This window comes from Streptomyces sp. NPDC102402 (genome assembly GCF_044765765.1).
Lineage (GTDB): Bacteria > Actinomycetota > Actinomycetes > Streptomycetales > Streptomycetaceae > Streptomyces.
In genome coordinates, this window is sequence record NZ_JBIWKR010000002.1 from 848,386 (window position 1) to 861,630 (window position 13,245).

A 13,245-nucleotide genomic window follows, 5' to 3' on the forward strand; every position below is an offset into this window, starting at 1 on the left:
CCACACAAACCTCTGCTTTTTTTTTTGTTTTTTTTCGCCCCCCCCCCCCCGCGGGGGGCCCCCCCCCCCCCCCCCCCCCCCCCACCACCTGTCTGTCCGCATACGGTCGTCCCGCTGTGAGCCGCCGATCAACGGCGGCCGCCCACAAGGGAGATCGGGGGTGTGCTCGTGCGGATCGGACTCCTCACGGACGGTGGCTATCCGTATGCGACCGGTGAGTCCAGACTCTGGTGCGACCGCCTGGTGCGCGGTCTTCCCCAGCACGAGTTCGACCTCTTCGCGCTCAGCCGCTCGGCCGACCAGGAGCGACGGGGCTGGGTCAGGCTCCCCGACCGGGTCGCCAGGGTACGGACGGCTCCGATGTGGACGGACGAGGACGGCCCCCGGCACCCCGGCCGCCCCAGGGGCCTGACGGGCAGACTCGCCACCGGCCTGGGGCGCTCCTACGGACGGCGTGACCGACGGCGCTTCACGGCGCACGTGACGGCGCTCGTCGGAGCGGTCTGCGCGCGTGCGGAAGCCGGACCGGAATCCGGCGGAGCGGACGCCGGGGCGGTGTCCGGCCCCTTCGCCGACGGCCTCTACGGCCTCGCCGAACTGGCCCGGGAGCGCGACGGGCTGCGGACCGCCCTGCGCTCCGAGGCGACCGTACGCATCGTGGAGTCGGCCTGCCGGGCTCCGGGCACCGGGCGGACCGTCCACAGCGCCACCGTCCCCGACTACCTCGCCTTCGTGGCGGAGCTGGAGCGCGCCCTGCGCCCGCTCTCCCTCGACTGGTACGAGGAGGACGGCCTCGGCGCGGTCGACGTCTGCCACGCGGCGTCGGGCGGTGCGGCGGCCCTTCCGGGACTCCTGGCCAAACGCTTCTTCGGCGTGCCGCTGCTGGTGACCGAGCACGGCGTGCCTCTGCGTGCCCACTACCTCGTGTCGTCCGGGGCGGCGCTCGGTGCGCCGGTGCGCGCCCTGCTGGCCAACTTCCACGGTCTGCTGGCCTCCGAGGTGTACCGGCAGGCCGCGGTGATCACCCCCGGCAACACCCACGTACGCCGCTGGCAGGAGCGGTTCGGCGCCGGCCGGGACAAGCTCCGCACGGTCTACCCGGGCATGGAGGCGGAGCGGTTCGGGGCCGTGGGGGAGGGCCATGACGCGGGCGGTCCCGCCACCCTGGTGTGGATCGGGCGGATCGAACCGGCCAAGGACCTGATCGCCCTGCTCCACGCCTTCGCGGAGGTGCGCAGGGCCGAGCCGGACACCCGGCTGAGGATCTTCGGAGCGCCGGTCCACGAGCGTGAGGGCGACACCTACCTGGCCGGCTGCCGGGCACTCGCCGCCCAGCTCTTCCCCGACGAGGCCCCGGACCCTTACGCCGAGGGCGACAGCCCGGTCACCTTCGAGGAGATCGGCGGCCCCGAGGTGCCCGACCTCGCGCACGCCTACGCCGCCGGTGGCGTCGTCGTGCTGTCCAGCGTCGTCGAGGGCTTTCCCATCAGCCTCGTGGAAGCCATGTTCTGCGGCAGGGCCACTGTCTCGACGGATGTGGGAGCCGTGGTCGAGGTCGTCGGCGGCACCGGACTGGTGGTGCCCCCGCGCAATCCGCGGGCGCTCGCCGACGCCTGCGTCGAGCTCCTGCGCGACCCCGAGCGCCGCGCGCGCCTGGGCGCGGCGGCGCGAGCCAGGGCGCTCGAACTCTTCACCGTCGAGCAGAACCTCGCGGCCTTCCGCGGCATCTACCTGGACCTGGCCGGCCACGCGCCGGCCCGCCGGACGGTCCCTGCCACCACCTGGGATCCGGACGGCCCGCCGCGCCCCTTCGCCACGCCCCCGGAGGCCCATGTGCTGGGTGAGCTGCCCCCGGAACCCGTCACCGCCGGCTTCCCCGCGCCGGGCTCCGCGGGTGCGTCCCGGGTACCGAGCTGGGCCATCGGCGCGGAAGGCGTGTGCGCGGGCGCACGCGGAGCGGGGGACGGCGATGCGTGACGAGACCAGCGGCCACGACCACGGAGGAGCCCCGATGGGCAGACCGACCGACGCCCCGGACCCGGACGCCGGGGCAGAGGCGACGGACGCGGGGCCCGGGACGGTCCGGTCCGCCGTCCGGGCGCCCGAGATCGCCTACCGCCCCGCCCGCGGGCCGGCGGCCGGGCGCGGCCCCGCGGACCCGGTGAAGGTGCTCATGCACCGGCACCGGGACCTCTGCGAGCGTGCCGTCGACCCCCTGGAGATCGCCGCCGGCCTGGAGGCCCACGGACTCACCGACCGGACCGCCGCGCGCTACCGGCACCGCGACGTCTTCTCGCTCGCAGAGGAGCTCTACGCCCGCGCCCCCGGCGCGCGCAGGCACGCCCCCCGCGCCCCCGGACGACCGCCGTACCCCGGCGGGGAAGCGCGGGCCGGATGGACGCTCTCGGCGCTGCTGCCCGGGGCCGCCTGCCTCGCGACCGTCGGGGCGCTCAGGGCCACCGAGGGGGTGCTCGGCGGTGGAACCCGGTTCGCGGTGACCGCCGTCGGCGCCCTGCTCGTCGTCCTCGGGCTCCGCCTCTGCCTGCGCGGCGGCCCGCTGCGCGCCCCGGACGGCACCGGGGGAGTCACGCCGTACGTCTGCTGGCTCCTCGGCTACGTCGTGTACGGCGACGACCTGCTCGCCCAGGTCATCAGCGGCGGTCCCGACGGCCGCTGGACGGCCGCACCCGGACCCCTTCTCGGGCTGGCGCTCGCCCTCGCCCCCGCGGCCTGGTGCGCCCACCTGTTCGCCGGCCACGCGCGCCACCGGCTCGCCGGGTCCCACGCGCTGTCGGAGTTCGGCGCCGGTGTACGCCCGCTGCTCTTCGGGGTCCTCGCGCTCTTCCTCTGCGCGCTGACCGCGCTGCTGTACCTCGCCGGCCTCGGACAGCCCGGCCCGGGCAGCAGTCCGGTGGGGCCGGTCGCGCTCGGTGCCCTGCTCTTCCTGGCCCGCCTGCTGGCCGTCCACGGCTTTCCGGAACCCGCCGCCACCGGACTCGCGGCGGCCTGCGCCGTCGAAGTGGCGGCCACCTTCCTGGTCCTCGCCGGACGGCTGCCCGGCCTCGGCCTCCTCGCCCGGCCGGTGGACGCCGTCGTCGCCGCGGCCGGCCCCGCCGGCGTGCCCGTCCTCGCGTGCGGCATCGCCGCGTTCGGGCTGCTGATCCACGCATCGGTCACCCTCACCCGGGCGTCCGCCCACGCCTCGGCCTAGCCGGGCCCGTCCCACCCCGCGGAGCCGACGCCGCGGGTCTTCCGTACCGCACACACCTTCCTCAAGGAGACACCGGACATGACCCCCCAATCCCCCGCTCCGGCAGCGCGCCGTCGGCACCGAGGGGGCGCGCGATGAGGGTTCTGCTGCTCGGAGCGAACGGATTCCTCGGCCGCTTCGTCGCCGACCGCCTGCTCGCCGACCCCGCCGTGCACCTGACGGCACTCGGCCGCGGAGACGACGCCGACGTGCGTTTCGACCTCGCGGGCGGCAGCCCCGGGGCACTCACCCGCTTCCTGGACGCCGTCCACCCCGGGGTCGTCGTCAACTGCGCGGGCGCCACCCGCGGTGGTGCCCGGGACCTGACGCGTCACAACACCGTCGCCGTCGCCACCGTCTGCGAGGCCATGCGTCGCAGCGGCTGCAGCGCACGGCTCGTCCAGGTCGGCTGCGCCTCCGAGTACGGGCCCTCGCAGCCCGGCTCGTCGACGGCCGAGGACGCGGTGCCCCGCCCCGGCGGTCCGTACGGCGTCAGCAAGCTCGCCGCCACGGAGCTGGTCCTCGGCTCCGGTCTGGACGCCGTCGTGCTGCGGGTCTTCTCACCGGTGGGGCCGGGAACCCCGGCCGGCTCCCCGCTCGGCCGGCTCGCCGAGACGATGCGCCGCGCCATGCAGTCCGGCGACCCCGAGCTCAAGCTCAGCGGCCTGGGGGTGCAACGCGACTTCGTCGACGTACGCGACGTGGCGCGCGCCGTGCACGCGGCCTCGCTCTCCGCAGCCCAGGGCGTGGTCAACATCGGCACCGGCAGGGCCGTACGGCTGCGCGACGCGGCAGCGATCCTCGCCAGGGTCGCCGGATACGCCGGTGCGCTCCACGAGCTGGACGCGCCCCCCGCACGGCTCCCCATCGGGGCCCCCCGCGCCTCCGCGGAGTCGGTCGTCGAACACCTCGCGGCGACGCCCTCCCCCTACCCGGACGGCTGCGGTGCCTGGCAGCAGGCTGATGTGCGCACTGCGCGGGACCGGCTCGGCTGGCGCCCCAGGATCAATCTGGAGGAGTCCCTCGCCGACATCTGGATGGAGGCGGCGTGCCGCATCTGACCAGCACCGGAGCCACGCCGAGGACCGCCTGCGCCGAGCGACTCGGCGTCGGGGTGCCCGGATACGCCCATCCGCTGGTCGCGCCCGCCGAATGGGCCGGACTCAGCAGGCCGGGCACCCCGCTGCACTGGGCGGTCCTCAACATCGACAACGGGCCGGGTGCCCGGCCCGACCCGCACTGCCTGGAGGCCGCCGGGCGGCTGCGCAACGCCCGTGAGCGGGCCGTGCACGGTGAGGTGCCCGATGACACCGTCCGGGCCGCGGGAGGCAGACTGCTGGGTCACATCGATCTGGCCTTCGGCGCCCGCCCCTTCGGCGAGCTGGTCGCCGACGCCCGGTCCTACCTCGACTGGTACCGCGTCGGCGGCTTCTACCTGGACCGCTGCCCCGCCGAGCGCGACGGGCTCCCTGCCGTCCGCCGGCTGAGCAGCACCCTCGCCGCCCTGCTGGCCGACAGCGACAGCGCGGACGAGGAGGGCGGGCGCCTCGTCCTGGGCCACGGCACCCACCCGCATCCGGGATACGCCGAGGCCGCGGACCAACTGGTCACCTTCCGGGGGGCCTGGGCCGACTACCGCTGGTCGCAGGTGGCGGAGTGGACCGCCGCCTACGAACCCGGCCGCTTCGCCCACTTCGTCCACGGTGTCCCGCGCACCCACCTGGAGGAGGCCATGCGTATCGCCCGCTGGCAGGGCGCGGGCACGATCTTCTTCACCGACCGGGACGGCGGGAAGGGGCAAACCGACCCATTCGCGGCACGGCCCAGCTACTGGGACGAATTCGTCTCGCGGATCGGACCCGGTATCTCGGAATGAGGAGCGGCGTGGCAGTGTTACGGGAGAACAACCGTACGTAGATGAAGTACGTAGAAACCGACCACCTGCATTGTTGAGGTTCCTGTGTCGCTGCCACCCCTGGTCGAGCCGGCTGCCGAGCTCACCGTCGATGAGGTCCGCAGGTACTCCCGCCACCTGATCATCCCGGATGTCGGGATGGACGGGCAGAAGCGGCTGAAGAACGCGAAGGTGCTCTGTGTGGGCGCCGGCGGCCTCGGCTCGCCGGCCCTGATGTACCTGGCCGCGGCCGGTGTCGGCACGCTCGGCATCGTCGAGTTCGACGAGGTCGACGAGTCGAACCTGCAGCGCCAGATCATCCACAGCCAGGCCGACATCGGCAAGTCCAAGGCCCAGTCGGCCAAGGAGACCGTGCAGGGGATCAACCCCCTGGTGAACGTCGTCCTTCACGAGGAGCGGCTCGAAGCCGAGAACGTGATGGGCATCTTCGCCGACTACGACCTGATCGTGGACGGCACGGACAACTTCGCCACCCGCTACCTGGTCAACGACGCCGCGGTCCTGCTGAACAAGCCGTACGTCTGGGGCTCGATCTACCGTTTCGACGGCCAGGCGTCCGTCTTCTGGTCCGAGCACGGTCCCTGCTACCGCTGCCTCTACCCGGAGCCGCCGCCCCCCGGCATGGTCCCGTCCTGCGCCGAGGGCGGTGTCCTGGGCGTGCTCTGCGCGTCCGTCGGCTCCATCCAGGTCAACGAGGCCATCAAGCTGCTCGCCGGTATCGGTGACCCGCTCGTCGGCCGTCTGATGATCTACGACGCGCTGGAGATGCAGTACCGCCAGGTCAAGGTCCGCAAGGACCCCGACTGCGCGGTCTGCGGCGAGAACCCCACCGTCACCGAGCTCATCGACTACGAGGCCTTCTGCGGCGTCGTGTCCGAGGAGGCCCAGGAGGCGGCGGCCGGTTCCACGATCACTCCCAAGCAGCTCAAGGAGTGGATCGACGGCGACGAGAAGATCGAGATCATCGACGTCCGCGAGCCGAACGAGTACGAGATCGTCTCGATCCCGGGCTCCCGGCTGATCCCGAAGAACGAGTTCCTGATGGGCAGCGCCCTCCAGGACCTTCCGCAGGACAGGCGCATCGTCCTGAACTGCAAGACCGGCGTCCGCAGTGCCGAGGTCCTCGCGGTCCTCAAGTCGGCGGGCTTCGCCGACGCGGTGCACGTCGGCGGCGGCGTCATCGGCTGGGTCCACCAGGTCGAGCCCGAGAAGCCGGTCTACTAGACCCGCGGTGCGATGTACGAGGGGCCGGTTCCGGCGACGGAGCCGGCCCCTTCGCGTGCGTGACGCGAGGTCAGGAGCAGGTGCGCCCGTCCGCGGGGACCTCGCCCCGCAGGAAGTAGGCGTCGACGAGTGAGGTCACGCACGCGCTCTCGCCGTACGAGCCGTGTCCCTCGCCCCTGTTGGTCAGCATGACGCCGACGCCCTCACCCAGCTCGTCGGCCATCCGCCGCGCGCCCTCGTACGGTGTCGCCGGGTCGCCGGTCGTGCCGATGACGAGGACCGGAGCGGCGCCGGGGGCACTCGCCTCCGGGGTGTCGCGCTCCCCTTCGACCGGCCATCCAGCGCACCAGCCGGCCGTGTCCCACGCCAGGAACGGGCCGAAGACCGGCGACAGCCTCCTGAATTCGGGGAGCAGCGCCCGCGCCTCGGCCGCCGTCGGCCTCGCCTTCGCGTCGGCGCAGGAGATCGCCCGCTGCGAGTGGCTCTGGGTGCCGTAGTGCCCGTTCCCGTCGCGGTTGTTGTACGAGTCGGCCAGCCGGAGCAGCCGGTCGCCCCTGCCGCTGTTCTCGGCCTCGTCGAGCGCGGCCGTCAGGGAGGGCCAGCCGCTCGGGGAGTAGAGGGGGTTCACGATGCCGGTGACGGCGAGCGATTCGTTGAGCTCGCGCCCCGAGGCGGTCGGCAGCGGGTCCCCGTCGATCCGCTCCAGCAGCTCCGCTATCCGCCGCGTGCCCGCCGCGGGGTCCTGGCCGCGGTCCCTCAGGTAGTTCTCCAGGGCCCGCTGGAAACCCGTCGCCTGGTTGCGGGCGTGGCCCACCGTGTCCGCCGTCGGGTCGACGACGGCGTCCAGCACCATCCTCCCCACGGTCTCCGGGAAGAGGTGCGCGTAGGTCCCGCCGAGCTCCGTGCCGTACGAGATGCCGAAGTACGACAGCTTCCCGTCCCCGAGCGCCCGGCGGATCGCGTCCATGTCCCGGGCGGCGTCCGCCGTGCCGACGTGCGGGAGTACCGCGCCGGAGTGACGCTCGCAGCCCGCGCCGAAGGCCGTGCCGTCCGCGACGAACGCGGCCTCCTCCGCCGGCGTGTCCGGGGTCATGTCGATCTCGCGGTAGGCCTTCTCCTGCTCCTTGTCGCCGCGGCAGCGGACCCCCGCGCTCGCCGCGACCCCGCGCGGGTCGAAGCCCACCAGGTCGTAGCGGGTGTTCAGCTCCCTGTAGGAGGAGGCGGCGCGCGGCAGGATGTCCACTCCGGAGCCGCCGGGACCGCCGAAGTTGAAGAGCATGGAGCCGAGCCGCTGGCTCTTCTGCGTGGCCGCTCTGCGGATCAGGGCGATGCCGATCGTCTCCCCCTGCGGATCCGCGTGGTCCAGTGGTACGTCGAGGGTCGCGCACCGCCAGGACGTACCCGGCTCGGTGCCGCCCTCGGGGGCGTCGCAGCGTGTCCAGTCCAGCGGCCGGGACGCGGTGGGGCCGCCAGGCGACGCCCCCTTCGACGACCGCGGGGCAGCGGGCCCGGCGTCGCACCCGCTGAGGACGGCGGTCACCAGCAGGGCCGCTCCGGTCAGCGCCGCGCCCGCCCGTCCACGTACACGCATGTGCGCTCCGTCCCCCCGCGCCCAAGGCGACGCCCGAGCGGCCCTGGCGTCACCGATGTCCGGCCGTCCAACGAGCGGTCACCCGCAGACCGTTCCCGACTCGGGCACCTTCCCCGCGAGCAGGTAGCCGTCCACCGCCCTCTGCACACAGGTGCTGCCGCCGTTGTACGCCCCGTGGCCCTCGCCCTTGTACGTGAGCTCGATCCCGACGCCCTTGCCGAGCTCGGCGGCCATCGCCTTCGCCCCGGCGTACGGTGTCGCCGGGTCCCCGGTGTTGCCGATGACCAGGATCGGGGCCGAGCCGGGAGCGCTGACGTCCGGGGTGTCCCAGGCGCCCGCGACCGGCCAGCCCGTGCAGGCCATGAGGCCCCAGCCGAGGTAGTCGCCGAACACGGGGGAGGCCTTGCGGAACTCGGGGAGCGCCTTCCTGGTCTGCTCCAGGGTGAACCGCTGCTTGGAGTCCGCGCAGTTGACGGCCGCGTTGGCCGCGTTCGAGTTGTCGTAGCGCCCGTCCTCGGAGCGGCCGTTCAGCGAGTCGGCGAGCGCGAGCAGCAGGCCGCCGTTGTCGCCGTCCGCCTCGTCGAGGCCCTGTTCGAGCAGCGGCCAGGTCTCCTTCGAGTAGAGGGCAGAGGCGATACCGGTGGTGGCCTGGGTCTCCGTCAGTTCCCGTTCACCGAGTCCTGGAACGGGCTTCTTCTCCAGCTTCGCGAGCAGGCCGGCGATCCACTCCTGGACCTCCTCGGAGGTGGCCCCGGGGAGCTTGCAGTCGTCCCGCCCGGCGCAGTCGGCGGTGAAGTTGTCCAGCGCGAGCTGGAAGCCCTCGGCCTGGCCGAGTGAGGACTGCAGCGAGTCCTCGGTGGGGTCGACGACCGCGTCCAGCACGGCCCGTCCGACGTTCTTCGGGTACAGGTGCGCGTAGACGCCGCCCAGTTCGGTGCCGTACGAGATCCCGAAGTAGTACAGCTTGTCGTCGCCGAGCACCTGGCGCATCAGATCCATGTCCCGCGCCGCGTTCGTCGTGCCGACGTAGGGCAGCTCGTCCCCGGAGTTCTCCTCGCAGTCCGCGATGTAGGACTTCTGGTCGTCGACGAACGCCTTCTCCTCATCGGCGTCGTCCGGGGTGCCGTCCTTCTCGTACCGCGCGTCGAGCGTCTCGTCGTCCGAGCACTCGACGCCCTCGCTGCGGCCGATCCCGCGGGGGTCGAAGCTCACCAGGTCGTAGCGGGTCCGGAGGGCGTCGTAGTCCGTGCCGAAGGAGGGGAGTGTGGCGACGCCGGAGGCGCCCGGTCCGCCGAAGTTGAAGATCAGCGATCCGATCCGCCGGTCCTTGTTCCGTGCCGTGGCACGGATGAGTGCCAGCTCGATGGTCCGGCCGTCCGGATCCGCGTAGTCGAGGGGTACGTCCATGAAGGAGCACTGCCAGGACGTCCCGCCCGGGAGCGGCGAGGGGGACGTGCCGCTGCCCTGGGCCTCGCTGGGGGCCGGGCAGGGCCGCCAGTCGAGCTTCTGGGAGGAGAGAGCCTCCGGAGTCGCCGTGGGGGACGCCGTCGAGGCGGCCGATGGCCTCCCCTGCTCCGTCCCTCCGTCGTCGCCGTCGTCCGAGCAGGCGGCCAGGGGCAGCAGCACGGTGACGGCGAGGGCGGCGGTGCGCAGGGCGGGAGAAGTCCTCATGGCCCCATCGTGCGGCGGGGTGCGGGGGAACGCGCGGGGCGCGGTCCATGCGGGTGGCGTGGACTCGCCCGTACGTTCTAGAGCTCGCCCTTGCGCGTCAGCTGGTTGAAGCAGATCCAGCCCGGAAGCACCGGCAGCCAGAGCGTCATCACGCGGTACAGGAGCACCGCCGGCGCGGCGACCTCCTTCGGCAGACCCACCGCGATCAGTCCCAGGGTCAGCGCGCCCTCCACCGCGCCCATACCGCCCGGGGTGGGCGCCGCCGACCCGAGGGCGTTGCCCGCGAGGAAGACGACCGCGATGCTGGCGTAGCTGAGCTGGGGGACGTCGGGACCGCTGAACGCGCGGATCGACGCGTCCAGGCAGAGCACGAACAGCCCGGTGAGCAGCAGCATGCCGCCGATGCCCGTGACCAGCTTCTGCGGCCGCTGCACCACGTCGAGCATGCGCGGCACGACACCCGCGAACAGCGACCGCACCCGGGTGACGACGAACTTCCGCAGGAACGGGATCGCGGTCACCACCAGCACGAGCACCGCGACCGTGAGCAGACCCGCGATGACGGTCCTCGACGGGGTGAGCGAGTCCGGGGTCTTCTCCGTACCCGTCAGATATCCGAAGAGGGCCAGCAGCACGATGTGGCAGCCGAGACCGAACAGCTGGGAGGCGCCCACGCTCGCGACCGCGAGCCCCGGGCGCACCCCGGCGCGTTGCAGGAAGCGGGTGTTCAGCGCCACACCGCCGACCGCCGCCGGCGCCACGATCTTCACGAACGATCCGGCCACCTGCGCCAGCACGGTCTTCCCGAAGGGAACCCGCTCGGGCACGAACCCGAGCAGGCTCATCGCCGCGGCGACGTAACTCAGGGCCGAGAAGCCCAGCGCCGCGGCCACCCAACCCCACTCCGCCTGCTCCACGACCGTGCCGAAGTCAGCCTGGGTGACCTGCGAGATCAGGAAGTACGCGGCGATGGAACCCGCGATGAAGCTGAAGAGGGTGCGCGGCTTGATGCGCTCCAGCCGGACCGGTTCCACCGGGGCCTGCGGTCTGATGAGCAGCACCTGGCGGCGGATCTGGGCCAGCATGTCCTCCTCGCGGGCCTCTTCCAGGGCGTCGTCCATCGCCCGCTTCTCGGCCTGCTTCTCCGTGCGCATGGACTTGCGGGCGGCCTTGCGGTCGTTGGCCGCCGCGGCGTCGTGCTCCTCCGCCTTGGTCTGCTTCGCCGCCTGCGAGGCCTCCAGCACCGCCTCCCGCTCGCGCTGCGAACGCTCCCGGGCGAGCCTGCGCAGCGTCGCCCGGGTGGACCGGCTCAGTGCGATCGGCTGGAGCAGCGGCAGGCAGTCGGCGACGGCGTCGGGCCCGAGCACGGCGAGTGCCCCGGCGACGGCCCGTTCGGCGCCCACGCGCAGCCCGGTGGTGGTGAGCAGCTGGGCGATGTCCATGCGCAGGACCAGGTCACCGGCCGCGATCTCACCGCCCCGCAGATCGGTGACGAACACCGTGCCGGAACGATCCACCAGGATGGCGTCGCCGGTCAGCCTGCGGTGCGCGATCCGCCGCGACTGGAGCGCCTTCACCTGCCGCCAGGCACCCCGCACCAGGTCGTCGGTGATCTCCTCGTCCTCCAGCGCGTCCAGCGAGTGCCCGCCGATGTGCTCGTAGACCAGCATCACGGCGTCGGGTCCGAGCTCGGACGTGGCGATCAGCTTGGGCGCGTTGGCCCCGGCGGCGATGGCCGCGTACGCGAGGAGCGCCTCCTGCTCCAGGGCCTGGCGCAGCGACTGGATGGAACGGCGCTGGGTGATGCTGCGCAGGGTGAGCCTGCGCCACACCCGGTAGAAGAAGCCCTGGGCCTGCTGTTCACGGTCGACGACCGTCACGTCCAGCGGTGGCCCGTCCTCCAGGGTGACCAGATAGCGGCGGCCCCGGTCGCTCTGGTCGACGCTGTCGGGCGCGTCCTCGGTGCGCATCGCGGCCACCGGGCGGAAGCCGACGTGGCGCAGACCGGCCATCAGGTGCTGGCCGGTCGGGCGGACGTTCGGCGAGCCGACCGCGTACAGCGTGCCGTACGCCACGGTCCAGCCGATCAGCACCGTGAGGACGATCGAGAACGGTGTGGTGTAGCCGCCGACGAGCATCGCGAACGCGTCCAGGAGCAGCACCACCCACAGCACGACCCGCCAGCGAGGCCTCCGGGCCATCCCGACGGCCGTCATGTAGGCGATGACGGGTGCGAGATACCCGTGCACGGGGTCGGTGAGCGCGTCCCCCGGCTGGGGCTGGGTCAGCGCGTCCCTGATCGTCCCGGAGGCCGACCGGGCCACCCAGAGATCGGTGGCCAGGGTCACCCCGTGGGCGAGCACGGCGGCGAGCACACCGTCCGCGATCCGCAGCCCGTCGCGTTTGACCAGGCGTTCGATCGCGAAGGCGACCGGCACGAGGAGGACGGCGATGCTGGACACCAGGCCGGCGAGTTTGATCAGCAGATCGGGGGCCTGGTCGGTCCCCTTGGAGATGTCGTCCTCGAGGCCGGTGGTGGTCCCCTGAGCGAAGGCGGCGACGGAGAGGAGCAGGGCGATCGCGAGGACCCCGACGAGGAGCCTCAGCAGGTCGGAGGGGCGGTGCACACGGGCGGGCAGCAGCGGCTCGTCACCGGAGACGCGGTCGGTCAGCGCCGCCTCGGACGAAGCGAGCGTCGAGCCGGCGAGGTGTTCCCGGGAGGACTCCGGGGTCTTCCCCGCGTCCTCGGCCTCCGGTGAGCCGGGGGTGCCGGGCGCTTCGGGGCGCGGCTCGGCGTCAGAGGCGTCCGCCGCCTTCGGTGGCTGCACGCCCTGCTCCTTAGCCTCTGATGGATCTTCGTTTTCTCGTATCACCGGTCACCGCCCGCATGATGGTGGCACGGCCTGCAGACAGAGGGGGGCATCAGGGTGCATTGCGCGGGCGCGATGCGCAACATACGCTGCTTCGCCCCCACGTGCTGGGTGTGTGACCAGGGTGACATCGGGCAGGCCCGTTGTCGGTGCCGTACGGCAGGATGGGACGGATGAGCCAAGACCGGACGAGCGGCGGCCGGACGGATGCCGCGCCCGTGACCCCCGCGGCCTCCGAGCTGCCCGAATACGCCGAGCGGGTCCTGGACGTGGCGGACCTGATCCCGCCCGGCCACGTCATGACCTACGGGGACGTGGCGGAGTGGCTCGGGGACGGCGGGCCGAGACAGGTGGGCCGGGTGATGGCCCTCTACGGCTCCGCGGCGCCCTGGTGGCGTGTGGTGCGGGCCGACGGGCTGCTGCTTCCCGGTCACGAACTGCGGGCGCTCGGCCACTACCGCGAGGAGGGCACGCCGCTGCGCGGGGCCCCGCGCGAAGCGGACGGGCACGTTCCCCGGCTCGACATGAAGCGCGCCCGATGGGACGGCGCGACCGGCGGTCCGGGCGAGGAAGCTCACACCTGACAGCTTCCGCCATCGCGCCCCTCCGGCACAGGCGCCTGGCCGGTGAGCAGGACGTACCGGCGTATCGGTGCCCTCCGGCGGGACGCGGCCGGAGTCCCCGTGTGACGGGGGACGCGGTCCACAGCCCGGTGTCCGGCCTG

Annotated in this window: 9 protein-coding genes; 6 read left to right on the plus strand and 3 right to left on the minus strand. The window is 73.0% G+C overall.

Annotated elements, in window-relative coordinates:
- The first annotated feature begins 168 nt into the window (after positions 1-168).
- From ACIRJR_RS08775 to moeZ, 5 genes are all read left to right on the plus strand, one after another.
- On the plus strand, positions 169-1,977 hold the full coding sequence (locus ACIRJR_RS08775; RefSeq protein ID WP_403776436.1) for a DUF3492 domain-containing protein: 1,809 nt from the start codon (positions 169-171) through the stop codon (positions 1,975-1,977).
- 34 nt (positions 1,978-2,011) lie between these two features.
- Positions 2,012-3,211, plus strand: coding sequence for a hypothetical protein (locus ACIRJR_RS08780; protein ID WP_403775908.1), 1,200 nt, complete (start codon positions 2,012-2,014; stop codon positions 3,209-3,211).
- A gap of 134 nt (positions 3,212-3,345) precedes the next feature.
- Positions 3,346-4,311, plus strand: coding sequence for an NAD-dependent epimerase/dehydratase family protein (locus tag ACIRJR_RS08785; protein WP_403775911.1), 966 nt, complete (start codon positions 3,346-3,348; stop codon positions 4,309-4,311).
- On the plus strand, positions 4,299-5,126 hold the full coding sequence (locus tag ACIRJR_RS08790; RefSeq protein WP_403775914.1) for a spherulation-specific family 4 protein: 828 nt from the start codon (positions 4,299-4,301) through the stop codon (positions 5,124-5,126). The genes ACIRJR_RS08785 and ACIRJR_RS08790 overlap by 13 nt, the downstream gene beginning before the upstream one ends.
- Before the next feature lie 84 nt (positions 5,127-5,210).
- Entirely contained in the window at positions 5,211-6,389 is a 1,179-nt protein-coding gene (gene moeZ, locus ACIRJR_RS08795; RefSeq protein WP_403775917.1) for an adenylyltransferase/sulfurtransferase MoeZ, read from the plus strand.
- 70 nt (positions 6,390-6,459) lie between these two features.
- Here the strand turns inward: moeZ and ACIRJR_RS08800 are convergent, their stop codons facing one another.
- The 3 genes from ACIRJR_RS08800 to ACIRJR_RS08810 form a co-directional block, all read right to left on the minus strand.
- Positions 6,460-7,980, minus strand: a complete 1,521-nt coding sequence (locus ACIRJR_RS08800; RefSeq protein WP_403775920.1) for an alpha/beta hydrolase — start codon at positions 7,978-7,980, stop codon at positions 6,460-6,462.
- 78 nt (positions 7,981-8,058) lie between these two features.
- The gene (locus tag ACIRJR_RS08805) at positions 8,059-9,651 is read right to left on the minus strand and encodes an alpha/beta hydrolase (RefSeq protein WP_403775923.1); all 1,593 of its coding nucleotides are present in this window, start codon (positions 9,649-9,651) and stop codon (positions 8,059-8,061) included.
- A gap of 77 nt (positions 9,652-9,728) precedes the next feature.
- Complete coding sequence (locus tag ACIRJR_RS08810) at positions 9,729-12,479, minus strand: lysylphosphatidylglycerol synthase domain-containing protein (RefSeq protein WP_403775926.1); 2,751 nt, start codon at positions 12,477-12,479, stop codon at positions 9,729-9,731.
- A 215-nt stretch (positions 12,480-12,694) separates the two neighbouring features.
- Between ACIRJR_RS08810 and ACIRJR_RS08815 the strand changes: the two genes are divergently transcribed.
- Positions 12,695-13,105, plus strand: a complete 411-nt coding sequence (locus tag ACIRJR_RS08815) for an MGMT family protein (RefSeq protein WP_403775929.1) — start codon at positions 12,695-12,697, stop codon at positions 13,103-13,105.
- Positions 13,106-13,245: the final 140 nt, after the last annotated feature.